Genomic DNA, 22486 nt, shown 5'->3' on the forward strand with positions numbered 1-22486 from the left:
ATTAGTGAAAGGGTGGTTCAACGCATGGTCGAATACCGCATCGACCGGCACAGCGGGGTCGCCACCTACGTCCAGATCGTCCAGCAGACCAGACAGGCCCTGCGCATGGGCCTGCTCGAGCCGGGAGACCGGCTGCCCACCGCACGTGAGGTCGTGGAGGCCACCGCGATCAACCCCAACACCGTCCTGAAGGCGTACCGGGAACTTGAACGCGAGGGACTGGTGGAGGCGCGCCGGGGTCTCGGGACCTTCGTGCGGCGGGCGCTCGGCACCACCCCGGTCGACCCCTCCCTCCGTACCGAGCTGGAGGCATGGGCCGAGCGGGCCCGCGGCGCCGGGCTGGCGCGCGACGACGTGGCCGCACTCTTCACCGCCGTACTCGACACTCACTTCCAGGGAGAACGTTCATGAGCGACACGGCGATCGAGGCGACCGGCCTCGGCAAGCGCTTCGGGCGCCGGGGAGGCTGGGCGCTGCGCGACTGTGCCTTCCGGCTGCCCGCCGGACGGGTGTGCGCCGTCGTCGGGCCCAACGGCGCCGGCAAGTCGACGCTGCTCGCCCTCGCCGCGGGGCTGCTCCCGCCCACCGAGGGCCGGGTGCGGGTGCTCGGCACCAGTGCGGCCACGGCCCGCCCGCGGGTCGGTTACGTCGCCCAGGACAAGCCGCTCTACGCGCAGCTCACGATCGCCGAGATCCTGCGCATGGGCGCCGACCTCAACGCCGGGCACTGGGACGCTGCCGCCGCCGAGCACGTCGTCGCGGGCGGCGACCTGGACCCCCGGGCCCGCATCCGCTCCCTCTCCGGAGGACAGCGCACCCGGGTCGCGCTCGCCCTCGCCCTCGGCAAGCGGCCCGAACTGCTGCTCCTGGACGAGCCGATGGCCGACCTCGACCCGCTGGCCCGGCACGAACTGATGGGCACCCTGATGGCCGAGGCCGCCCAGTACGGCACCACCATCGTGATGTCCTCCCACGTCGTCGCCGAGCTGGAGGACTCCTGCGACCATCTGCTGCTCGTCGGCGGCGGCCGGATCCGGCTGTCCGGCGAGATCGACGACCTGCTCGCCGCCCACCTCCGGGTCACCGGCGCCGCCGACTCCGCCGGCCTCGACGCGCAGGCCGTGGTCGAGTCCCGGGTCACCGGCCGCCAGCTGACCGCGCTGATCCGCCCGGCCGGACCACTTCCCGCCGGCTGGCGCGCCGCGGCGCCGACGCTGGAGGAGCTGGTCCTCGCCCACTTGCGCAATCCCGAGGCCCCCGCCCTCACCACCGCTCCGGCCGTCACCGAGGAGAGTGCCGCGTGACCACCGACCCGACCGTCCTGCGTCCCCGCACCGCCCGCTGGCTGCTGCGGCTGCACCGCCCCGCGCTGTACGGCTTCGCCGGCCTGGTGATCGTCCTGACCGCCGTGCAGCTCGCCCTGGCCGGCCCGCTCGCCGACGCGGCCGCCGCGGGCTGGCGGCAGTTCGACGCCTGCGGCATGGGCATATGCACGTACGACCAGGCCTCGATCCTGCGCTACAAGGACTACTACGACTACGCCACCGACGCCCTGAACGCGCTGCCCTTCCTGGTGGCCGCCTGGGCCGGCGCCGCCCTGACCGGCCGGGAACTGGAGACCGGCACCGCCCGGCTGTCCTGGACCCAGGGCATCTCCCCGGCCCGCTGGCTCACCGTCCGGCTGGCCGTCCCGGCGGCCCTCATCGCCACCGGCACCTGTCTGCTGTTCTGGCTGCACCACCGCGCCTGGTCGGCGGGTCTGGGCCGGGTCGACTCCGCCAAGCGCTGGTACGAGCTGACGACCTTCCACGCCAACGGCCCCACCACCGCCGCGCTGGCCCTGGCCGGACTGGCGGCCGGCACCCTGGCCGGCCTGGTGCTGCGCCGTACCCTGCCCGCGCTGGTCGTCGGCACGCTGTTCACCGTGGGCGTCGCCGGCGTGGCCCAGCAGCTGCTGCCCCACCTGTGGCCGGCGGTCACCAGGATCGGCAACCTCCACCAGGGCTACCGCGGTGACGGCCTCATCGTCGCCCAGGGCCTGGTGACCAGGACCGGCGAGCATGTGTCCTGCGGTTCCGGGGCGTGCGACCGCGCCTCCGTGTACGCGGTCGGCTACTTCAACACCTATCACCCCTACTCTCACTACTGGCCCCTCCAGCTCACCACCAGCGCGCTGTTCCTGGCGGTCACCGGCCTGCTGGTGACCGCCTCCTACCTGGTGCTGCGCCGGCAGACCGGAGGGCTGCGGGCGGCCGGGACGGCCACGGAGGCGAAGGGACTCCTCGTCAGCGCCTGATCGCCGTTGGCCTGGGGGTGCGCGGGTGTCTGCGGGTCCGTGGTGGGCCGCTCGCGCCCGCGCGGCCGAGCCGCATGTCAAACACAGCTGCAGCGCCCTCACGGGGCGCTGCAGCTGCCGTAGGCTCATGCGCGCCGGCGGCCTCGCTTTCGCAACCAAGACCCCCGGGAGCCGCCCCGCGCTATCCCGCACGTCATGTCTCCGTAACCATCGATTCAGCCAGACTTGCGACGCTCGGCGAATGAAGCCCGCCGTGCCAGAGCCTTCGCCGCCCCCCGAGGGGCCCGCGGGGAACGGGGCCGTGACGCTCCCGCCCGCACGTTCCGACGCGCCCGTAATGCCCGTGGCGCGGAAGAATGGGGTCATGAGCCAGCAAGACACCCAGGCAGAGGTCCAGCGCATCCAGCCCGACGTGGGCTCCATAGCCGCGCACCGCACGCATGTCGCGCAGGGAGCGGTCTCCGACCTCGAACCCGACCTCGACGCGGATCTCGACGCGTACGAAGAGTCGAAGCCCGAGGACACCCTCCTCCCGCAGGGCCGCTTCCTCGACCGTGAGCGCAGCTGGCTCGCCTTCAACGAGCGCGTCCTGGAGCTCGCCGAGGACCCGAACACGCCGCTGCTGGAACGTGCGAACTTCCTCGCGATCTTCGCCAGCAACCTGGACGAGTTCTTCATGGTCCGGGTGGCCGGTCTGAAGCGCCGTATCGCCACCGGGGTCGCGACGCGCTCCGCCTCCGGGCTGCAGCCGCGCGAGGTGCTGGAGATGATCTGGGCCCGCTCGCGCGAGCTCATGGCCCGGCACGCCGCCTGTTACCACGAGGACGTCGCCCCCGCGCTCGCGGAGGAGGGCATCCACCTGGTCCGCTGGAGCGAGCTGACCGACAAGGAACAGGCCCGGCTGTTCACGCTGTTCCGGCACCAGATCTTCCCGGTCCTCACCCCGCTGGCCGTCGACCCCGCGCACCCCTTCCCGTACATTTCCGGCCTCTCCCTGAACCTGGCCGTGGTCGTACGCAACCCGGTCAGCGGGCACAAGCACTTCGCGCGCGTGAAGGTGCCGCCGCTGCTGTCCCGCTTCCTGGAGAGCAGCCCCGGCCGGTACGTCCCCATCGAGGACGTCATCGCCGCGCACCTGGAGGAGCTGTTCCCGGGCATGGAGGTGCTGGAGCACCACACCTTCCGGCTCACCCGCAACGAGGACCTGGAGGTCGAGGAGGACGACGCCGAGAACCTTCTCCAGGCCCTGGAGAAGGAGCTCATGCGGCGCCGCTTCGGCCCGCCGGTGCGCCTGGAGGTCGAGGAGTCCATCGACCGCGAGGTGCTGGACCTGCTGGTCCGCGAGCTGAAGATCAGCGAGGCGGAGGTGTACCCGCTGCCGGGTCCGCTCGACCTCACCGGCCTCTTCCGCATCCACAGCCTCGACCGGCCCGAGCTGAAGTACCCGAAGTTCGTCGCCGGCACCCACCGCGACCTCGCCGAGGTCGAGTCGGCGTCCGCGCCGGACATCTTCGCCGCCCTGCGCACCCGGGACGTGCTGCTGCACCACCCGTACGACAGCTTCTCCACCTCCGTGCAGGCCTTCCTGGAGCAGGCGGCGTCCGACCCGGACGTCCTCGCGATCAAGCAGACCTTGTACCGCACCTCCGGCGACTCCCCGATAGTCGACGCGCTCATCGACGCCGCCGAGTCCGGCAAGCAGGTCCTCGTCCTGGTCGAGATCAAGGCCCGCTTCGACGAGCACGCCAACATCAAGTGGGCGCGCAAGCTGGAGGAGGCCGGCTGCCACGTCGTCTACGGCCTGGTCGGCCTGAAGACGCACTGCAAGCTGTCCCTGGTGGTCCGCCAGGAGGGCGAGACCCTGCGCCGCTACAGCCACGTCGGCACGGGCAACTACCACCCGAAGACGGCGCGCCTGTACGAGGACCTGGGCCTGCTCACCGCCGACCAGCAGGTCGGGGCGGACCTCTCCGACCTCTTCAACCGCCTGTCGGGCTACTCCCGCCGGGAGACCTACCGCCGCCTGCTGGTGGCCCCCAAGTCCCTGCGCGACGGCCTGATCTCGCGGATAGAGAAGGAGGTCCAGCACCACCGCGCGGGCCGTCCGGCGTTCATCCGGCTCAAGGTCAACTCGATCGTCGACGAGGCGGTCATCGACGCCCTCTACCGCGCCTCCCAGGCGGGTGTGCCGGTGGACGTGTGGGTGCGCGGCATCTGCGCGGTCCGCCCCGGCGTCACGGGCCTCTCGGAGAACATCCGGGTCCGCTCGGTCCTCGGCCGCTTCCTGGAGCACTCCCGCGTGTTCGCCTTCGGCAACGGCGGCGAGCCCGAGGTGTGGATCGGCAGCGCCGACATGATGCACCGCAACCTCGACCGCCGGATAGAGGCCCTGGTGCGGGTCGTCGACCCCGCCCACCGGGCAGCCCTCAACCGGCTGCTCGACACCGGCATGTCCGATTCGACCTCCTCCTGGCACCTCGGTCCGGACGGCGAGTGGACGCGACACGCGACCGACGCGGACGGCCAACCCCTGCGCAACGTCCAGGAGATGCTCATAGACGCCCGGAGGCGCCGGCGTGGCACAGCAACACCTTGACCCGACGGACCCCACGGCCGAGGTGGTGACCGGGGACGCCCTCGCGGCGTATCTGCGCGCCCAGGCCACGGAGTTCCTCCGCGCCCTGCGCCTGCACCGTGAGACCGGCGGTGCGAACGGGGGCGGCTCCGCGCGAGCTCAGGCGAGCGCGGCGGAGAGCGGCGCGGGGGAGTCCGTCGACGCGGCGCGGGCACTGCGCCGTTCGGCCCGCCGCATCAGCGGCAGCCTGCACACCTTCCGCCCGCTCCTCGACCCCGACTGGTCCGAGGAGATGCGCCCCGAACTGGCGTGGCTTTCGGGCACGCTGGGCCTTGAGCACGCGTACGAGGCCCGGCTGGAGCGACTGTTGCTGGCGTTGCACCGGCTGTCCGGGGCGACGGCCTTCCCGGGCCAGGTGACGTCCGTCGAGCTGGGCGCGACGGCATCTCTCGACTCCGGTGGCCCGGCGAGCCTCACAGCGGAACGCGGCAACCTCACGGTGGGCGCGGCGAAAGCGGGCGCCCTGCTCGAACGCCAGCTGACCCTGGCCCGGACCCGGGCCCACTCCACGGCCCTGCAGGCACTCGGATCGAGCCGCTTCCACGCCGTCGCGGACAAGGTCGCCGTACTCGCCAGCGAGGTCCCCCTCACTCCCACCGCCCCCACGACCGGCCTGCGCCCCCTGGCAGCCGCCGCGGAGGAACGGCTGACAGACGCCATCGCAGGGCTCCCGCTGGTCGTCGCGGGCCACCCGTACAACGCGGAGGCCCTGGTGCACGGGCTGTCCCCGGACCCGGCACCGCACCCCCAGGACGGCCCCTGGCACCAGGTCCGGCTGCTGCTGCGGCTGCACCGGTACGCCCAGGAGGCACTGCGCGGCGGTGGGGGTACCTCCCAGCTCGAACGAAGCCGAGAGCCTGGGGGGCTGCCCGTGGACATGCGCCTGCTGGCGGCCGGGCAGGCCCTGAACCGGCACCGGGACGCCTCGGAGGCGGCAGCGGCGGCGGCCCAGGCCGCCCGTACGCCCCGGATCGCCCCGGCGACGGCGTACGCGCTCGGCGTGCTCCACGCCGACCAGCGGCACGAGGTGGAGGCCGCCAGGTTCGCCTTCCAGCAGGCCTGGCAGAAGCAGACCGTCAGCGCACCCTGAGTCCCCACGAGGAGGCAGTGTGAGCGACACCCTGGTGCGGGCGGCCGGCTGCGTACTGTGGCGCCGCTCGCCGGTCTCCGGTGACCTGGAGATCTGTCTGGTCCACCGGCCGAAGTACGACGACTGGTCGCATCCGAAGGGCAAGCTCAAGCGCGGCGAGGACGCGCTCGCGGGTGCCCTTCGGGAGGTCGCGGAGGAGACCGGGTACACGGCCGTGCCCGGCGCCGAACTCCCGACCGTGCGGTATCTGGCCAACGGCCGCCCGAAGCAGGTGCGTTACTGGGCGGCCGAGGCGGTCTCCGGGCACTTCACCCCGAACGCCGAGGTGGACCGCATCCTGTGGCTCTCCCCCGCCGCGGCCCGCAGCCGCCTCACCCAGCTCCGCGACCGCGAACTCATCGACGCCCTTCACCGCTCCGCCGCGTGAGCCGCCGCGTCCGTACGGGCCTGGCTGCGGGCCCGGCGGGCCGGACCCCGCCAGCCGCAGGTACAGCGGGCCGTGCAGAAACGGCCCTGTTCCGCCGTCGAGGTGAGGTGTTCCTGGCCCTGCCCCTGCCGGATGCCCTCCGGTCCCTCCTGCCGCGCCACCCTGACAACGTTACCGACACCGCGGTTAAAGGGTTCGTATGACCTTCCGCGCCCCCCACGGTGCGTGACGGTGCCCCCCTACCCGTCGTTAACCGGACGACAGGGGGCCCGTGACGAACGTACCGGCTTGGGGGTAGGCAGGCGATGGAACGGCGGCAGCACAGGACCGCGGGCAGGACGGTCGTCGCGGTCGGCATCATGCTCGGCCTCGGGGCGGGTGCCACGGGCTGTTCCGGCAGCGGGGCCGCCGCCGAGGACGTCAAGGGCGGGGGCGACGCGGTCGCCGTCCTGCACCGGGCCGTGGACACGCTGCGCGGGGCGGGCAGTTCCAAGGCCACCACCTCCATGGAGATGGCCACGGGCGGCACCCGGGTCACCATCCGCGGCCAGGGCGTCTACGACTACCGGCACCGGCTCGGCCGGCTCACCGTCGTCCTGCCCGAGGACCCGGCGGGCACCCCCGAACACAAGCCGATCACCGAACTCCTCGCCCCCGGCGCCCTGTTCATGAAGAACCGGGGCGCGGGCGTGCCCGCCGACAAGTGGGTCCGGGTGGCCACCGCCACGCTGTCCGACGGCAACCTGGTCACCGGCGGCGCGACCGACCCGTACGCGGCGGCCGAGGTGCTGCGCGGGACGCGGACGGCGACCTACGTCGGCAGGACCGAGGTCGGCGGGACCGCCGTACGCCACTACCGGGGCACGGCGGATCTGGGCAGCGCGGCCCGGAAGGCCTCCGCCGAGGACAGAGAGCCGCTGGCCGCGGCGGCGAAAGGGTTCGCCACGGCCGAGGTTCCGTTCGACGCCTATCTCGACGACCAGGGCCGCATCCGCAAGCTCAGGCAGCGCTTCAGCTTCGTCAACGGCAAGCAGAAGACCCCCGTGGCGGTCGCCTCGACGACGCTGCTCTACGACTTCGGTGCCCCCGCCGACGTACGGCTGCCGCGCCCGGCGGACATCTACGCGGGCCGTATCGCCGAGGACGGCGACTAGTCCCTGGCACCACCCCGTAAGTAGCCCGTCCGTGCCATGCGCGGCGTGTAGAGCCCTCCCTACTCTAGGAAGTCGGTGACGGCGGAGAAGAGGTGAGGCGGGTGGCTCCGGTCGGGGGTACGGCGGTGCAGGACCACGTGGCCCTCGCCGAGATCGAACTGTGCGGAGAGCTGATCATCGCGGCCTCCGCGGCCGAGGACCGGCTCAGCCTGGAGAGCATCGACCAGGTGCTGCGGGTGTCCGAGGAACGTGAGGACTAGCGCCCGGCTCTCAGGAGCGCAGGAGGCGGCCGATCGCCTTCGTCGCCTCGTCCACCTTGGTTTCGATCTCGTCCCCGCCCTTGAGGGCCGCGTCGGCCACGCAGTGCCGCAGATGCTCCTCCAGCAGCTGCAGTGCGAACGACTGCAGCGCCTTGGTGGAGGCGGAGACCTGGGTCAGTATGTCGATGCAGTACGTGTCCTCGTCGACCATCCGCTGCAGACCGCGGATCTGCCCCTCGATCCGGCGCAGCCGCTTGAGGTGCTCGTCCTTCTGCTTGTGGTAGCCGTGCGTGGCGTGCGAAGTGTGCGCGGTCTCACTCACGATCCCACTCGGGGTCTCGGAGGGAGCCGTGGCGCCGGCCTCGGTCGTCGTCATCGCGGGCCTCCATCTCGGGACGAGCTGCGGGACAAGCTGTGGACACAATCGGGGATACATACCCCTACTGGGTATATGGTAACCAACTTTGCGGGGTAGGGAGCCCTTGGTCCGCCCCCGTGCTGATCAAACTGCCCGATGGGCGACACTGGGATGCGGCCCATTAGCCGTGGCCGGATGATGCGCCTAGCATCAGCCTGACCGAAACCGAAGCACCCCGAGGACCCCACGTGCGCTTTCGTCTGACCCCCAGGGAGACGAGCTTCTATGACATGTTCGCCGCATCCGCGGACAACATCGTCACCGGCTCGAAACTCCTGATGGAACTGCTCGGGGCGGACGCACCTGCCCGAGCCGAGATCGCAGAGCGTATGCGGGCCGCGGAACACGCGGGTGACGACGCCACGCACGCGATCTTCCACCAGCTGAACTCCTCGTTCATCACGCCGTTCGACCGCGAGGACATCTACTCCCTCGCCGGGTCCCTGGACGACATCATGGACTTCATGGAGGAGGCCGTCGACCTGGTCGTCCTCTACAACATCGAGGAACTGCCGAAGGGCGTCGAGCAGCAGATCGAGGTCCTGGCCCGGGCCGCCGAGCTGACGGCCGAGGCGATGCCGAACCTGCGCACGCTGGACAACCTGACCGAGTACTGGATCGAGGTCAACCGCCTGGAGAACCAGGCGGACCAGATCCACCGCAAGCTGCTGGCTCACCTCTTCAACGGCAAGTACGACGCGATCGAGGTGCTCAAGCTCAAGCAGATCGTGGACGTCCTGGAAGAGGCGGCGGACGCGTTCGAGCACGTGGCGAACACGGTGGAGACCATCGCCGTCAAGGAGTCCTGAGGCGTCGATGGACACCTTCGCCCTCGTCGTGACCATCCTGGTCGCACTCTTCTTCACCTACACCAACGGCTTCCACGACTCGGCGAACGCGATCGCGACGTCGGTGTCGACTCGAGCGCTCACGCCCCGGGCGGCCCTCGCCATGGCCGCGGTGATGAACCTCGCCGGTGCCTTCCTGGGCTCAGGGGTCGCCAAGACGGTCAGCGAAGGCCTGATCGAGACGCCTGCCGGCTCGTCGGGGATGGGCATCCTCTTCGCGGCCCTGCTCGGCGCGATCACCTGGAACCTGATCACCTGGTACTTCGGCCTGCCGTCCTCGTCCTCCCACGCCCTGTTCGGCGGCCTGGTCGGCGCGGCCCTGGCGGGCGGCACGGCGGTCCACTGGAACGGAGTGCTGGACAAGATCATCATCCCGATGTTCCTGTCCCCCGTGGTCGGTCTCATCGTCGGCTACCTCGTCATGCTGGCGATCATGTGGCTGTTCCGCCGGGCCAACCCGCACAAGGCCAAGCGCGGCTTCCGTATCGCGCAGACGGTCTCGGCGGCCGGCATGGCCCTCGGCCACGGCCTCCAGGACGCCCAGAAGACGATGGGTGTCGTCGTCATGGCACTGGTGATTTCCGGCCACGAGACGTTCGGCGACCCGATCCCGGTCTGGGTGAAGATCGTCTCGGCGGTGATGCTGTCCCTGGGTACCTACGCGGGCGGGTGGCGCATCATGCGCACGCTGGGGCGCAAGATCATCGAGCTGGACCCCCCGCAGGGCTTCGCGGCGGAGGCCACCGGCGCCTCGATCATGTTCGGCACCGCCTTCCTCTTCAAGGCCCCGATCTCCACGACCCACGTCATCACCTCGGCGATCATGGGCGTGGGCGCGACCAAGCGCGTCAACGCCGTCCGCTGGGGCGTGGCCAAGAACATCGTCCTGGGCTGGTTCATCACGATGCCGGCGGCAGGGGTGGTCGCCGCGCTTGCCTTCGGCGTGGAGAAGCTGACGGTGCTGTAAAGCGGTCAGCAGGGTACGTACCCGTACCCATTGCGTGCCGAGGAGTCCGACGATGGCCGACGCCAAACGTTCGTATCCCTGAGGAAGCCCGGGACCGGCTCGCCGCCATAGCGGCAGCCGAAGGGATGTCGCTGCGCGCCTACCTGGCGCGGCTCGCCGAAACCCTGCTCACTCCCGCCGAGCGGGCCGATCAGGCCCGCGCCGCCTTGACGGAGTGGACCGGCTACGCACCCGGTCCCGCGGAGGAACGGGACCTCGACAGCGAGCGGGACCGCCGGCTGGCCAGGGCGGCGGCCCGGTGAGCGACGCGCTGCACATCGTCCTGGACGACACCGCCATGGCCGCGGCCGGCCGGGGCGACGTCCTCGTCTCCCGGTTGATCCTCCGCGCCCACGAGGCCGGCTGGTACCTGTACGCCCCGGCGTGCGCACTGGTCGAAGCCGACCGGGCCCGTCCCGGTACGGCAGAGCATCTCGCCGCCCTGCCGGGCATCTCCGTCCTGGACCTGGACCTGCCCGCGGCCCTGGCGCCGGACCAGCGGAACACCTGGGCCGCGGCGCACTGTCAGTGCGCTGCCCAGCCCACCCCGGACCGTCCCGACGGAGCGATCATCGCCACCACCACGCCGGACCGGTGGATCGGCGAGCCGGTGCGCGTGCTGGACCTCAATCCGTAAAGGCCGGTCCTGACGGCCGTCGGACACACCACGGCCGAGCGGCCACAGCGGCCCGGGCCGAACGCAATGGGCCCGCCCCCGGGAGCCAGGGGCGGGCCCTCCTGCGTCCTCGCGGTGGCACCGCCATGCAGCACCGCGAGGGGTCTACGACGCCGGCACCGGCTTAGCCGAAGCGGCCCGAGATGTAGTCCTCGGTCGCCTGTACCGACGGGTTGGAGAAGATGCGCTCGGTGTCGTCGATCTCGATCAGCCGGCCCGGCTGGCCCACGGCCGCCAGGTTGAAGAACGCCGTACGGTCCGAGACACGCGCCGCCTGCTGCATGTTGTGCGTCACGATGACGATCGTGAAGCGCTCCTTCAGCTCGCCGATCAGGTCCTCGATGGCGAGGGTGGAGATCGGGTCCAGGGCGGAGCAGGGCTCGTCCATGAGGAGGACCTTCGGCTCGACCGCGATCGCGCGGGCGATGCACAGGCGCTGCTGCTGGCCACCGGACAGGCCGGAGCCCGGCTTGTTCAGGCGGTCCTTGACCTCGTTCCAGAGGTTCGCGCCCTTGAGCGACTTCTCGACGATGTCGTTCAGCTGGCTCTTCTTGTAGTTGCCGTTCAGGCGCAGACCCGCCGCCACGTTGTCGAAGATCGACATCGTGGGGAAGGGGTTCGGGCGCTGGAAGACCATGCCCACCTCGCGGCGGACGGACACCGGGTCGATGCCGGCGCCGTACAGGTCCTCGTCGTCCAGCAGCACCTTGCCCTCGACGCGGCCACCGGGGGTGACCTCGTGCATACGGTTCAGCGTGCGCAGGAACGTCGACTTGCCGCAGCCGGAGGGGCCGATGAACGCCGTCACCGAACGCGGCTCGACGGTCATCGAGATGTCTTCGATCGCCTTGTGGGAGCCGTAGTAGGCGGTGAGTCCGCTTACGTCGATTCGCTTGGCCATGTCGTCTACTTCACTTCCAGAAATTCAAGCTCGGTCGCTGTATGGCCGCGTCAGCGACCGGTCTTCGGTGCCTTCCAGCGGGCGATGCCGCGGGCCACCAGGTTGAGGATCATCACGAAGGCGATCAACGTCAGGGAGGCCGCCCAGGCGCGGTCGTACGCCGCGCTGGCACCCGCGCTCTGCTGGTACTGCTGGAAGATGTACAGCGGCAGTGACGCCTGCGCACCCTCGAAGGGGTTGTTGTTGATGAACGGGTTGCCGAACACCAGCAGCAGCACCGGAGCGGTCTCGCCCGCGATACGGGCGATGGCCAGCATGACGCCGGTGGTGATACCGCCGATGGAGGTCGGCAGGACTACCTTCAAGATAGTCCGCCACTTCGGCACACCGAGCGCCAGCGAGGCCTCGCGCAGCTCGTTCGGGACGAGCTTGAGCATCTCCTCGGTGGAGCGGACGACGACCGGCATCATCAGGATGGCCAGGGCCAGCGAACCGGCGAAGCCGAAGGGCTGCATCTTGAAGATGAGCATCAGCGACAGGATGAACAGGCCGGCGACGATCGACGGGATACCCGTCATGACGTCGACGAAGAACGTGACGGCCTTGGCGAGCCTGCCCCGCCCGTACTCCACCAGGTAGATCGCGGTGAGGATGCCGATCGGCGCACCGATGACCGTGGCGAGGCCGACCTGCTCCAGGCTGCCGATGATGGCGTGGTAGATACCGCCACCGGGCTCGGAGTCGGCGACGACACCCATGGAGTGGGTGAGGAAGTAGACGTTGAGGACCTTCACGCCGCGCGAGATGGTCGTCCAGATCAGGGAGACCAGCGGGATGACGGCGAGCAGGAAGGCGACCCAGACGAGGGAGGTGGCGATCCGGTCCTTGGCCTGGCGGCGGCCCTCGACCTTGGCCGCGATGCCGTAGGTGCCGAGGACGAAGAGGATCGCGGCGATCAGGCCCCACTCGACCTTGCTGCTCAGCCCGCCGATCAGGCCGATGGCCACGGCCAGGACGATCGAGCCGGCGGCGATGGCCCAGGGGGTCCACTTCGGGAGGCTGGCGCCGCGCAGCGTGCTGTGGCGCTTGTGGGTGACGGCTGCGGTGCTCATGCGTTGGCCCCCGAGTACTCCTTGCGGCGGGCGATGATCATGCGGGCCGCGCCGTTGACCACCAGGGTGATGACGAAGAGGACGAGACCGGAGGCGATCAGCGCGTCCCGGCCCTGCTCGGTGGCCTCACCGAACTTGCTGGCGATGTTCTGCGCGAAGGTGCCGCCGCCCGGGTTCAGCAGGCTGGCGTGGATGACGTAGTCCGGGGAGAGCACGGTGGCGACGGCCATCGTCTCGCCGAGGGCGCGGCCGAGGCCGAGCATGGACGCGGAGATCACACCGGAGCGGCCGAAGGGCAGCACGGCCATGCGGACGACCTCCCAGCGGGTGGCGCCGAGGGCCAGCGCGGCCTCCTCGTGCATCCGCGGGACCTGCCGGAACACCTCACGGCTGACGTTGGTGATGATCGGCAGGACCATGATCGCCAGCAGGACGCCGACGGTGAGCATGGAGCGGGGGGCGCCGCCGTCCCAGGAGAAGATGCCGGTCCAGCCGAAGTAGTCGTTCAGCCAGCCGAACAGGCCCGCCATGTGCGGGACGAGGATCAGGGCACCCCAGAGGCCGTACACGATGGACGGCACCGCGGCGAGCAGGTCGATCACATAGGCGATGGGACCGCTCAGCCGGCGCGGGGCGTAGTGGGTGAGGAACAGCGCGATCGCGACGGCGATCGGGACCGCGATGACCATGGCGATGATCGAGGAGACGACCGTGCCGAAGGCCAGCACCGCGATGCCGAAGACCGGCGGCGTCAGGTTGGTGTTCCACTCGAAGGTGGTGAGGAAGTTCCCGTGGTCCTTGCTGATCGCCAGGGAGGCACGGTAGGTGAGGAAGACCGCGATCGCGGCCATGATCACCAGCAGCAGAATGCCCGAGCCGCGGGTGAGGCCGAGGAAGACGCGGTCACCGGGGCGGGACGCGCCGCGGGCGTTGCGCTTCTGCTCGGCCACCGTGGGCTGGGGCGAGGGGGGAGATGCGTCTGTTGTCTTGGTCGATATGTCCATCGGGTTCTCCGGTCTGCGGAGCCGGCCGGCCGGGTGGGGCGGCGACTCATGGCGGCGGTGCACCGGACGGTGCGGCCCGGCCCGTTCGGGCGCCGGGCCGCACTTTCGGATCAGATCAGCTCAGGCCCGCGATGGTGGTGCGGACCTTGCCGATGATCGCGTCGGGGATCGGGGCGTAGTCGTTCTGCGACAGCAGCTTCTGACCGTCCTCGCTGGCGATGTAGTTGAGGAAGGCCTTGGTGGCGGGCAGGGTGTCCGCCTTGTTGCCCTTGTCGCAGACGATCTCGTACGTCACCAGGGTGATCGGGTAGGCGTTCTCGGCCTTGGTGGCGTAGTCCAGCTTCAGGGACAGGTCCTTGCCGGTGCCGACGACCTTGGCGGCCGCGATGTCGGCGGTCGCGCTCTCGACGGAGGGCTTGACCGGGGCCTTGGCGCCGGTGTCGATGGAGACGGTGTTCATGTCCTTGGCGTAGGACAGCTCGAAGTAGCCGATCGCGCCGGAGTTCTGCTTGACGCCCTGGGCCACACCGGCGGAGCCGGAGGCCGCCTGGCCGCCCTTGGCCTGCCAGGCCTTGCCGCCGGAGTACTTCCAGTTGTCCGGGGTGGTGGCGATCAGGTACTTGGTGAAGTTGTCCGTGGTGCCGGAGTCCTCGGAACGGTGGAAGGCCTGGATCTTCAGGTCGGGAAGCTTCGCCGACGGGTTCAGCTTCTTGATCGCCGCATCGTTCCAGTTGGTGATCTTGCTGTCGAAGATCTTGGCGATGGTCGGGGCGTCCAGGACCAGGTTGTCGACACCCGGGACGTTGTAACCGAGGGCGATCGGGCCGCCGACCATCGGGAGGTCGATGCCCTGACCGCCGGAGCAGACCTTCTGGGAGGCGGTGACCTCGTCCGGCTTCAGCGCGGAGTCGGAACCGGCGAAGGCCAGCTGGCCCTGGTTGAAGGAGGTGACACCGGCACCGGAGCCGCCACCCTTGTAGTTGATCTGCACGCCACAGGCCTGGGAGAACTCCTTGACCCAGGCGTCGATCGCGTTCTTCTGCGCGGAGGAGCCGTCTGCGAGCAGCTGACCCTTGGCGTTGTCACACTTGATCGCGGAGTTGGCGGCAGCAGAACCCGACGGGTTGCTCGAGGCCTTGGAACCGCCACCATTGTCGTCGGAGCCGCACGCCGTCAGGGCCAGGGCGCCGGTCACGGCGATCGCACCGAGCGAGAGGGCGCGCAGCCGGTTCTTGCGCTGAAGCATCACTTTCGGGAGTTCCTTCCAGGAGCCGCCGCGGTCGGCGGCGTGCGAGGTGTATGGAGGTAGCGCGAGCGCATATGGCCGCGCTCCGCACCGTGCACGGCCGAAATTAGGCAGAACAGGTGAAGCCGCCAATGGCCGGAAGTGAACGGAGGGTGAACCCCTGCCGTCGGCCCGGTAAGGTCACGGAATGCTCACGGGGAGGGCACGTGGAGGTTCCGACAATCCAGTGACCCGCACACGTCTTCGGCGTTCGTTTTGCTGTGCGTGAACTGTTACGAACCAACGTGCCCGCGGGGTCGTCTCATTCCAGGAAAGGCCAAGGAGGCCTGCGGAAAGGCGACCCAGGACGATGGGCATGGAACGGCGTACGTTCATCGCGGGCGGCACGGCCGTACTGGCCGCGACCGCACTGACCGGCTGCAGCTCGGGCGCGGGCAGGTCCACTGCCTCGGCGAGCACGGGCTCATCCTCGCTCACGTCCCTCAAGACCACCAGCGCCAACGCCGCCGCGAACTGGACGGCCCTCGCCCACGACCTGGACGGCACCCTGGTCCGGCCCGGTGACGCGAGCTGGACCACGGCCCACCATCTGTACAACACCCGCTTCGACGGTCTGAAGCCCGCCGCGGTGGCTTACGTCGCCCATGCCGGCGACATCCGTACGTCCCTCGCCTACGCCCATGCCCATGATGTGCGGGTGTCCATACGCAACGGGGGTCACTCCTACGCGGGCTACTCCTCCGGCGACAACCGCCTCGTCCTCGACGTGTCCCGGCTGAACCGCATACGCGTCTTTGGCGGCCAGGCCGTCGTCGGCGCCGGCTCCAAGCTGATCGACGTCTACCGGGCGCTGGCCGCGAAGGGCGTGACCATACCCGCGGGCTCCTGCCCCACCGTCGGCGTCTCCGGCCTGGTGCTCGGCGGCGGCCACGGCGTCGCCTCCCGTGCCTACGGCCTGACCTGCGACAGCCTCACCCAGGCCACGGTGATCACGGCGGACGGCACCCAGGTGACGGCGAACGCGTCCTCGCACTCCGACCTCTTCTGGGCGCTGCGCGGCGCCGGCAACGGCAACTTCGGAGTCGTCACCGAGCTGCAGTTCAAGACCCACCCGGCCCCGCAGGCGGTGACGGCGTACATGACATGGCCGTGGTCCAAGGCCGCGTCCGTGCTGAAGGCCTGGCAGGAGTGGGGCCCGAGCCAGCCCGACGAGATCTGGTCCTCCCTGCACCTGCAGTGCTCACCGGGCCGCACCCCCACCATCTCCGTGGCCTGCTTCTCCCTCGGCACCTACGGCGAGCTCCAGAACGCGGTCGACCGCCTGGCCCACGCGGCCGGCGCGAACGCCTCCTCCGTCAGCCTGCGCCGCCGGGGCTACGAGGAGGCGATGGCGATCTACGCCGGCTGCTCCTCCTTCTCCACGGATGCCCAGTGCCACCTGCCGGGCTCCACGCCGGGCCGCTCCCCGCAGGGCAGGCTGGACCGGGAGACGTACGCGGCCCGCTCCGACTTCTTCGACCGCTCCCTCTCCCCGGCGGGCATCCAGACGGTGCTGCGGCAGATCGCCGCCGTGCGGGGCGGCGCGGGCAGCATCGCGTTCATCGCCCTCGGCGGCGCGGTCAACCGCGTCTCCCCCACGGCGACCGCCTTCGTCCACCGCCGCTCCCGGATGCTGGCCCAGTACATCGCGTCCTGGGGCGCGGGGGCTTCCGGCACCACGGCCCAGTCCTGGCTGACCTCGGCGCACGACGCGATGAAGCCGTACGCCTCCGGCGCGGCGTACCAGAACTACACCGACCCGACGCTGCGGGACTGGAAGACGGCGTACTACGGGGACGCGGTGACCCGGCTGGGGAAGGTGAAGAAGCAGTACGACCCGCAGAGGTTCTTCTCGTACGCGCAGGGGCTGTGAGACGGGGGCGGGGCGCTGCGGTGCCGTCGGCTACGCCGCGAGGTCCCGTTCCTCGGACTCCATCGACGTACGGGCGGCCGGAAGCGACGCCCCCTCACGCGCCCCGCTCACCGATCGCGTCCGCACGATCCACCCCGCCCGGGGCGACCGCTCCACCGCTCGCATCAGCGGGGTGAGCAGCGCCGAGGCCAGCGGGGAGAGCAGCAGCGCGACGGCCGTACCGAGCGCGAAGCCGCCGACGACGTCCGTCGGATAGTGCACGCCCATGTAGACCCGGCAGAACCCCTCCAGCAGCGCGAGCCCGATACCGGCGATGCCGAAGCGGCGGTTGGCGACGAAGAGGCCGACGCCCAGCGCCATGGTGATGGTCGCGTGGTCGCTGACGAAGGAGAAGTCGGTCTTGCCGGAGACGAGGACGTCCAGGCCCTGGTGATCGACAAAGGGGCGGGGGCGTTCCACGAAGCCCCGGATCGGAACGTTGACCAGCACCGCGATGCCGGCCGCGAGCGGCGCCCACACCAGCGCGGCGACGGAGGACGCGGCGTCCTCGCCGCCCCGGCGCCGCACGGACCACCAGCACCACAGCACGAGCAGCACCATGGCGACCAGCAGCCCGTACTCACCGACGAACTCCATGATCCGGTCGAACCAGCGGGGCGCTTCCTTGGCCAGGCCATTGATGTCGTAGAGCAGGTCGACGTCGGGGTTCGATCCGGATTCGGCGAGTACAGCCATGGTGCTGCGGCCCCTTCGTCGTCTACCGGACGCACCTCGTGTGCGCCGCTCCTACCCCTGTGGTTCGTAGATCCGCTTCCGCTGCACTGCCGCACTGCCCGTACCTGACGTCCGCTCGGCTACGTCAACAGGAACGCACGGTCCCCATCAATACGTTCCACTCTCCACTGAATGATCACGCAGACGTTATCGAAGAGAGACTCATCGTCGCAGTTCAGGGGGTTGGTTCACGCTCGGTCACACCGTCTCAAACCGTCGTGGGAAGCGCTTTTGCGCCATCTTCGGTGACGCGGGTGGCGCCGAAGTAATCCGGCGTATCGATCGGGTCGAACCGGATGACGGCTCCCGTCCTCGGCGCGTCGATCATGTAACCGCCGCCCACATAGATCCCCACGTGATGGATGGCCCGCGAGTCGCCGAGATCGGTGGAGAAGAACACCAGATCACCCGGGAGAAGCTGATCGCGCGACGGATGCGGCCCGGCGTTGTACTGATCATTGGCCACCCGCGGCAGCGTGATCGCGACCTTCGCGTACGCGGCCTGCGTCAGCCCCGAACAGTCGAACCGCCCGCCCTGCTCGGCCGACCCCTCACCACCCCACAGATAAGGCGTCCCCAACTTGCTCTGCGCGAAGGCGATGGCGCCGGCGGCTTGCTGGGTGGGGTCGATCCGGCCGGCAGGCGCGGCGAAGCTCTGCGCCAGGCTGCGGATCCGCTTGACGTAGTTCTGCGTCTCGCTGATGGCCGGAACCCCGCCGGCCCTTATCACCCGATAGGCACCGGCGTTGTAGGCGGCGAGCATGTTGTCGGAGACGTTGCCCGGCACGCCCTTCACGTACTTCGCCAGCTCGCAGTCGTACGAAGCGGCCGACGGAATCGCGTCGTTGGGGTCCCAGATGTCCCGCTTGCCGTCGCCGTTGCCGTCGATGCCGTGCGTGGCCCATGTGCTGGGGATGAACTGGGCGATGCCCCGCGCGTCGGCCGGGCTGACGATGGTCGGGTTCCAGCCGCTCTCCTGGTACAGCTGGGCGGCGAGCAGCGCCGGGGTGAGCGCCGGGCACAGGTTGCCCCACTTCTGCACGAGCGACTTGTAGGCGGCCGGTACGGCACCCTTCGCGAGCGCCCGGCCCCCCGAGCCGACTCCGTTGACGAGGTTCCCGGCGACGACGTACACCCCGATCACGAGAAGCATGACGAAGCCCATGCCGAGCCCGACGGCCGCCCCACCGATCACCCATACCTTCCGCACGGTTCAACTTTCCCCCATGCGGCGACGGTTCATGACGCACTCGGCGTGATGTGGCGTCATTTCACGGTGAAGCCGCCGCAAGCGATGCTGCTGTGGTCGGCAGGCGTACGGATGTGGAACCACTGGACGGTCCGGTCACCGGGATCGTTGACGAGCGGGATGGACGGCGTCGTCTTCTTTCCGTTCGGCTCCCAGGTGCGGAAGTCATCCGGGTACGTGAGGTATTTCCAGGCGGACTTGTCACCACCGTAGAGATCGATGGGCTCGCTGGTGTACCCCAGCGCCACGTTGGGCGAGAGCACCCCGGTGGCCGGCTTGCCTGTGCTCGGGTCGATCGAGTGCGGTGGCTTCACGCTGACGGTGACGTAGTGGGGGGCGTGAGGACCGGTCCCGCCGTTGCCGTTGACCAGAAGCCGATCTGCGCCTTGTGGCCGAGGGTGAGGCGCAGCCCGGTCCTGCTGGGGTCGTCCGGATCGGACACGGAGGTGATGAAGCCCTCAGGTGCCCGCTCCTCGGACGGCCGATCAGAAGAACTACGGCCGGGGCGTGCTGCTCTGCCTCCTCGCGACCGTGTCCTGGGGAGCGATGTTCCCCCTCATGGACGTGACCCTGAAGCACATCGACCCGTTCACCTTCACCTGCCTGCGGTACGCGATCGCCGGCGCGATGTTCCTGGTGTTCCTGCGGCTGCGCGAGGGCGCGGCCGGGCTCAGGCTGAAGGGCGAGCGGATCGGCCTGGCCTGGCTGTTCGGCACGGCCGGGTTCGCCGGATTCCAGTTCCTCGTGTTCTTCGGTCAGGACCTCATCGGTGCCCGGGGCGCCCTGAACGCCTCGATCATGATGGCGACCATGCCCATGATGGGCTTCCTGGTCAACTGGGTGTTGCGCAAGGTGGTTCCGCCCAAGGGCGCGCTCGCCTTCATCGCGATGTCGTTCGTCGGTGCCATCCTGGTGGTCTCCGACGGCGGCCTGTCCACGCTGCTCTCCCACCCGGGTGACTTCGGCCCTGACGCGCTGCTCCTCTTCGCCGCGCTGTGCTGGGTGATCTACACCTCCGGTGCGACCTACTTCCCGGGCTGGTCGCCGATCAAGTACACGGCGATCACCACGGTCCCGGGCCTGGCCAGCGCCGGCGTCATCACGGCGGTCATCCTGGCCACGGGCGGCGTCCCGGTCCCGAGCGGCCACGCGGTGGCGACGATCCTCCCCGAGCTCGCCTACATGAGCATCATCGCCGGTTTCGCGGGCGTCCTCGGCTGGAACTTCGGCAACCGCTACCTCGGCCCGCTCAACGGTGTCCTCTTCATGGACGTCGTCCCGATCACCGCGTTCGTCATCTCCGCGTTGACCGGCGTGATCCCGGCCGGCACGCAGGTGGTCGGCGCCTCGCTGACCGCGCTGGCGCACATCTTCAACAACCTGTACCTGCGCCGGGTCACCCAGCGCACGGCGGCGGCAGCGGCGGCGAAGGCCGCGACCGAAAAGCCGGCGGTGGCGGCGACGGAGGGGAAGACCTCGCCGGTGGCGGCGAGCCGCTGAGCGGCGGTCAGGCCATTCGAACGGCGGCTGTCGAAGGGGGCATCCCCCGCGGCAGCCGCTTGCGCACCGCCCGCACTTCAGGGATCGCCGATCGCGTCCTTGTACAGCTCGGCCGCCTTGCTGCCCAGTACCACGCTGTACGACACGTCATCGGTCGAGCCGCCCTCCTCGTGGCCGCCGAGGACGCCGACGACCTGCTGGTTCCCGTTGATCCAGGGGCTGCCGCTGGTGCCGCTGGCGAAAGAGGGGCAGTCGATGCGCTGCTGGGTGCCGCTGTGCGCGACCGGCTTGTTGGTGCAGCGGATGGGCACCTCACGCGAGTCGGGGTAGCCGATGAGGGTGACGGCGGTGGCCCCGGTGGCCGTACCGGGCGTGAACCGGTTGGCTCCCACCACGTCCTCGATCCGCCTGCCGTCCAGGTCGTCGACGGTGACGAGGGCCAGGTCGCTGTCCTCGTCCTGGTCCTTGGCCCAGCCGTCGGGCAGGTAACGCTTCCCGACCTTCCACACCCCGTACGGCGCCTGTCCGTCGCGGTAGCCCGGCACGAACACCAGGTCGCTGTCGGCGTCGCCCACGCAGTGCGCGGCGGTGACGAGGAGGTTGCCCCGCGGGCTGTGCACGACCGAGGCCGTGCAGAAGTGGCCGCCGGACAGATCGTAGGCCCGATCGGCGCCGAACAGCGCGCCGACCCGCACCGCCTGCCGAGTCGCGACGACATCGGCGGTGACCCCGAGGGGCCCCGGCCCGTCATCGGCGGCCGCCACGGACGCCGAGGTCATGGCGAGCATCACCACGGCGCCCAACAGCGCGGGACGCGAGGTGACCGTGATGCGTGAGATGCGCTTCATCAGACCTCACTGTTCCCCACGAACGTGAGAATCCCGCTGCGACTTAGCTGAGATTTTCCTGTGAAACCTCCTGATGGGCGCGGGGCTTGCCCACAATGTTGCTGTGATCAGGCGTGATTACGTCACGTCACGACTCCGGCGATCCGCCCACAGCAGCTTGCCATCCCTGGACGTCCCCGGCTAGCGCAGCACGGAGACACTCCAGGACTCGGCACACGCCCGCACGAGCCGCAGCCCCGACCCGTTTCCGCTTCCTCCATTACGACCACGGGCGCGGCGTCGCCCGTGAAGCCGGGCGGCACGCGGGGGTCACTGTGTGCAGGCTGACTCCCTGCCGGGCAGACGCAGGGCGTAGGGGCCGGAGGTGTGCAGATGCGCGTCGGCGAGCAACTCGGCGGCCACGAGTTCGGCGGTGGCGGGGGCAAGGAGTGGCCGCGCGCGGCGAGGACGGTCCGGAGGATTGCGCGGCGCGCTTCTGAGCGCACTCCGCGGGCAGGCCGGTCTGAGGTCCACCCAGGCGAGTCAACTTCTCGGCGTACGGCAGAACCAGATCAGCTCAGAAACGTCGAGCAGCCCGCGCGCATGAGCCCGGCGCGCCTGCGCACACCGGCCTGCCATGACGACTGCTCCGGCACCGGCCTCGTCGATGCCCTGTGCGACATGGCCGGTGAGCGGTCACGCGGCTGGTGGGAGCAGGCGAGTCCGACCACTTCGCGGAGGGTCTTGCAGCCCAGACGGCGGCGTAACCGACCTGGGCAGGCCGGAAGCTCCGGCCTGCCCAGGGCGATTTCGGTCAGACGGCGGAAAGCGCTGTCAGCGGTGGAGTGTCCTGCGCACCCAGAGGAACCCGATCAGTCCGCCCACAACGGCCATGTACGCGGTCAGCGGTCCGTCCTTCAACAGCAGGCCGGGCAGGGAGATCACAGCCACGATCAGTAGCCATCCGCACCCGGCCACCACGAGATCCGCTGAATCAGGGCGGCGTCGCTCGTTCCTTGGTCTTCCAGATGCCAAGCCGCTGGTACTGGCGCAGCGAGGCTCACCAGTTGGATTAGCGAAGCGTAGTGAACCTGTGGCAGAGTGCTACGCGCACGCCCGGCGCCCAGGCGACGTCGGGCACCCTCCTCGGT

24 protein-coding genes are annotated in these 22486 nt (G+C 69.9%); 14 read left to right on the forward strand and 10 right to left on the reverse strand.

Features of this window, described 5'->3' with window-relative positions; genetic code table 11:
* Positions 1–24: 24 nt before the first annotated feature.
* The 6 genes from AB0M27_RS05370 (at position 25) to AB0M27_RS05395 (ending at position 6448) form a co-directional block, all read left to right on the forward strand.
* Positions 25–411, forward strand: a complete 387-nt coding sequence (locus AB0M27_RS05370) for a GntR family transcriptional regulator (protein ID WP_365718131.1) — start codon at positions 25–27, stop codon at positions 409–411.
* A complete protein-coding gene (locus AB0M27_RS05375; RefSeq protein WP_365718133.1) occupies positions 408–1304 on the forward strand; it encodes an ABC transporter ATP-binding protein in 897 nt (298 codons plus the stop codon). The genes AB0M27_RS05370 and AB0M27_RS05375 overlap by 4 nt, the downstream gene beginning before the upstream one ends.
* The gene (locus AB0M27_RS05380; protein WP_365718135.1) at positions 1301–2296 is read left to right on the forward strand and encodes an ABC transporter permease; all 996 of its coding nucleotides are present in this window, start codon (positions 1301–1303) and stop codon (positions 2294–2296) included. Before AB0M27_RS05375 ends, AB0M27_RS05380 begins: the two co-directional genes overlap by 4 nt.
* A gap of 364 nt (positions 2297–2660) precedes the next feature.
* A complete protein-coding gene (locus tag AB0M27_RS05385) occupies positions 2661–4892 on the forward strand; it encodes an RNA degradosome polyphosphate kinase (protein WP_365718137.1) in 2232 nt (743 codons plus the stop codon).
* Complete coding sequence (locus AB0M27_RS05390) at positions 4873–6021, forward strand: CHAD domain-containing protein (protein ID WP_365718139.1); 1149 nt, start codon at positions 4873–4875, stop codon at positions 6019–6021. The genes AB0M27_RS05385 and AB0M27_RS05390 overlap by 20 nt, the downstream gene beginning before the upstream one ends.
* A 19-nt stretch (positions 6022–6040) precedes the next feature.
* Positions 6041–6448 (forward strand): NUDIX hydrolase, encoded by a 408-nt coding sequence (locus AB0M27_RS05395; protein ID WP_365718141.1) that lies wholly within the window; start codon positions 6041–6043, stop codon positions 6446–6448.
* Here the strand turns inward: AB0M27_RS05395 and AB0M27_RS05400 are convergent.
* Positions 6430–6609, reverse strand: coding sequence for a hypothetical protein (locus AB0M27_RS05400; protein ID WP_365718143.1), 180 nt, complete (start codon positions 6607–6609; stop codon positions 6430–6432). The two genes, AB0M27_RS05395 and AB0M27_RS05400, sit on opposite strands and share 19 nt — an antisense overlap.
* A 144-nt stretch (positions 6610–6753) precedes the next feature.
* On the opposite strand from AB0M27_RS05400, the gene AB0M27_RS05405 reads away from it, so the two are divergent.
* Positions 6754–7602: a hypothetical protein gene (locus tag AB0M27_RS05405; protein WP_365718145.1), complete on the forward strand. Its 849-nt coding sequence runs from the start codon at positions 6754–6756 to the stop codon at positions 7600–7602.
* A gap of 101 nt (positions 7603–7703) precedes the next feature.
* Positions 7704–7862, forward strand: a complete 159-nt coding sequence (locus AB0M27_RS05410; protein ID WP_365718213.1) for a hypothetical protein — start codon at positions 7704–7706, stop codon at positions 7860–7862.
* 10 nt (positions 7863–7872) lie between these two features.
* On the opposite strand, the gene AB0M27_RS05415 is transcribed toward AB0M27_RS05410, so the two are convergent.
* Positions 7873–8238 (reverse strand): metal-sensitive transcriptional regulator, encoded by a 366-nt coding sequence (locus tag AB0M27_RS05415; protein WP_365718147.1) that lies wholly within the window; start codon positions 8236–8238, stop codon positions 7873–7875.
* 230 nt (positions 8239–8468) lie between these two features.
* On the opposite strand from AB0M27_RS05415, the gene AB0M27_RS05420 reads away from it, so the two are divergent.
* From AB0M27_RS05420 to AB0M27_RS05435, 4 genes are read left to right on the forward strand one after another with little or no spacing between them, the layout of a single operon-like run.
* A complete protein-coding gene (locus AB0M27_RS05420; protein ID WP_365718149.1) occupies positions 8469–9089 on the forward strand; it encodes a DUF47 family protein in 621 nt (206 codons plus the stop codon).
* Between the two features lie 7 nt (positions 9090–9096).
* Positions 9097–10095 carry an inorganic phosphate transporter gene (locus AB0M27_RS05425; protein WP_365718150.1) on the forward strand — a complete coding sequence of 333 codons (999 nt, stop codon included), beginning with the start codon at positions 9097–9099 and terminating at the stop codon, positions 10093–10095.
* A 29-nt stretch (positions 10096–10124) separates the two neighbouring features.
* Positions 10125–10397 carry a hypothetical protein gene (locus tag AB0M27_RS05430; protein WP_365718211.1) on the forward strand — a complete coding sequence of 91 codons (273 nt, stop codon included), beginning with the start codon at positions 10125–10127 and terminating at the stop codon, positions 10395–10397.
* On the forward strand, positions 10394–10771 hold the full coding sequence (locus AB0M27_RS05435) for a hypothetical protein (protein ID WP_365718152.1): 378 nt from the start codon (positions 10394–10396) through the stop codon (positions 10769–10771). Before AB0M27_RS05430 ends, AB0M27_RS05435 begins: the two co-directional genes overlap by 4 nt.
* A gap of 163 nt (positions 10772–10934) precedes the next feature.
* Here AB0M27_RS05435 and pstB read toward each other — a convergent pair whose 3' ends face one another.
* The 4 genes from pstB to pstS all read right to left on the reverse strand — a co-directional run bounded on the left by pstB (position 10935) and on the right by pstS (position 15076).
* Positions 10935–11711, reverse strand: a complete 777-nt coding sequence (gene pstB / locus AB0M27_RS05440) for a phosphate ABC transporter ATP-binding protein PstB (RefSeq protein WP_069780064.1) — start codon at positions 11709–11711, stop codon at positions 10935–10937.
* Positions 11712–11761: 50 nt separating this feature from the next.
* Positions 11762–12823: a phosphate ABC transporter permease PstA gene (gene pstA / locus AB0M27_RS05445; RefSeq protein ID WP_365718154.1), complete on the reverse strand. Its 1062-nt coding sequence runs from the start codon at positions 12821–12823 to the stop codon at positions 11762–11764.
* Positions 12820–13827, reverse strand: coding sequence for a phosphate ABC transporter permease subunit PstC (gene pstC / locus AB0M27_RS05450; protein ID WP_365718156.1), 1008 nt, complete (start codon positions 13825–13827; stop codon positions 12820–12822). Before pstC ends, pstA begins: the two co-directional genes overlap by 4 nt.
* A 115-nt stretch (positions 13828–13942) precedes the next feature.
* Positions 13943–15076, reverse strand: a complete 1134-nt coding sequence (gene pstS / locus AB0M27_RS05455; RefSeq protein ID WP_365718158.1) for a phosphate ABC transporter substrate-binding protein PstS — start codon at positions 15074–15076, stop codon at positions 13943–13945.
* A 352-nt stretch (positions 15077–15428) separates the two neighbouring features.
* Here pstS and AB0M27_RS05460 point away from each other — a divergent pair, with 352 nt between their 5' ends.
* Positions 15429–16985 carry an FAD-binding oxidoreductase gene (locus AB0M27_RS05460; protein WP_365718160.1) on the forward strand — a complete coding sequence of 519 codons (1557 nt, stop codon included), beginning with the start codon at positions 15429–15431 and terminating at the stop codon, positions 16983–16985.
* Between the two features lie 30 nt (positions 16986–17015).
* Here the strand turns inward: AB0M27_RS05460 and AB0M27_RS05465 are convergent, their stop codons facing one another.
* The 3 genes from AB0M27_RS05465 to AB0M27_RS05475 form a co-directional block, all read right to left on the reverse strand.
* Entirely contained in the window at positions 17016–17720 is a 705-nt protein-coding gene (locus tag AB0M27_RS05465) for a phosphatase PAP2 family protein (RefSeq protein ID WP_365718162.1), read from the reverse strand.
* 247 nt (positions 17721–17967) lie between these two features.
* Positions 17968–18924, reverse strand: a complete 957-nt coding sequence (locus AB0M27_RS05470; RefSeq protein WP_365718164.1) for a bifunctional lytic transglycosylase/C40 family peptidase — start codon at positions 18922–18924, stop codon at positions 17968–17970.
* A 101-nt stretch (positions 18925–19025) separates the two neighbouring features.
* A complete protein-coding gene (locus tag AB0M27_RS05475; protein WP_365718166.1) occupies positions 19026–19322 on the reverse strand; it encodes a hypothetical protein in 297 nt (98 codons plus the stop codon).
* Between the two features lie 148 nt (positions 19323–19470).
* Between AB0M27_RS05475 and AB0M27_RS05480 the strand changes: the two genes are divergently transcribed.
* A complete protein-coding gene (locus tag AB0M27_RS05480) occupies positions 19471–20508 on the forward strand; it encodes a DMT family transporter (protein WP_365718168.1) in 1038 nt (345 codons plus the stop codon).
* Positions 20509–20585: 77 nt separating this feature from the next.
* Here the strand turns inward: AB0M27_RS05480 and AB0M27_RS05485 are convergent, their stop codons facing one another.
* Positions 20586–21356 carry a trypsin-like peptidase domain-containing protein gene (locus tag AB0M27_RS05485; RefSeq protein ID WP_365718170.1) on the reverse strand — a complete coding sequence of 257 codons (771 nt, stop codon included), beginning with the start codon at positions 21354–21356 and terminating at the stop codon, positions 20586–20588.
* Positions 21357–22486 lie beyond the last annotated feature (1130 nt).

This window comes from Streptomyces sp. NPDC052107 (genome assembly GCF_040680215.1).
GTDB lineage: Bacteria > Actinomycetota > Actinomycetes > Streptomycetales > Streptomycetaceae > Streptomyces.

What these genes read in the sequence shown, in the direction of transcription:
- AB0M27_RS05405 (WP_365718145.1), top strand. Translation starts at nt 6,754, where the DNA reads ATGGAACGGCGGCAGCACAGGACCGCGGGCAGGACGGTCGTCGCGGTC.
- AB0M27_RS05460 (WP_365718160.1), top strand. Translation starts at nt 15,429, where the DNA reads ATGGAACGGCGTACGTTCATCGCGGGCGGCACGGCCGTACTGGCCGCG.
- pstB (WP_069780064.1), bottom strand. Translation starts at nt 11,711, where the DNA reads ATGGCCAAGCGAATCGACGTAAGCGGACTCACCGCCTACTACGGCTCC.
- AB0M27_RS05415 (WP_365718147.1), bottom strand. Translation starts at nt 8,238, where the DNA reads ATGACGACGACCGAGGCCGGCGCCACGGCTCCCTCCGAGACCCCGAGT.
- pstC (WP_365718156.1), bottom strand. Translation starts at nt 13,827, where the DNA reads ATGGACATATCGACCAAGACAACAGACGCATCTCCCCCCTCGCCCCAG.
- AB0M27_RS05375 (WP_365718133.1), top strand. Translation starts at nt 408, where the DNA reads ATGAGCGACACGGCGATCGAGGCGACCGGCCTCGGCAAGCGCTTCGGG.
- AB0M27_RS05385 (WP_365718137.1), top strand. Translation starts at nt 2,661, where the DNA reads ATGAGCCAGCAAGACACCCAGGCAGAGGTCCAGCGCATCCAGCCCGAC.
- AB0M27_RS05465 (WP_365718162.1), bottom strand. Translation starts at nt 17,720, where the DNA reads ATGGCTGTACTCGCCGAATCCGGATCGAACCCCGACGTCGACCTGCTC.
- pstA (WP_365718154.1), bottom strand. Translation starts at nt 12,823, where the DNA reads ATGAGCACCGCAGCCGTCACCCACAAGCGCCACAGCACGCTGCGCGGC.
- AB0M27_RS05470 (WP_365718164.1), bottom strand. Translation starts at nt 18,924, where the DNA reads ATGGGCTTCGTCATGCTTCTCGTGATCGGGGTGTACGTCGTCGCCGGG.
- AB0M27_RS05425 (WP_365718150.1), top strand. Translation starts at nt 9,097, where the DNA reads ATGGACACCTTCGCCCTCGTCGTGACCATCCTGGTCGCACTCTTCTTC.
- AB0M27_RS05370 (WP_365718131.1), top strand. Translation starts at nt 25, where the DNA reads ATGGTCGAATACCGCATCGACCGGCACAGCGGGGTCGCCACCTACGTC.
- AB0M27_RS05485 (WP_365718170.1), bottom strand. Translation starts at nt 21,356, where the DNA reads ATGAAGCGCATCTCACGCATCACGGTCACCTCGCGTCCCGCGCTGTTG.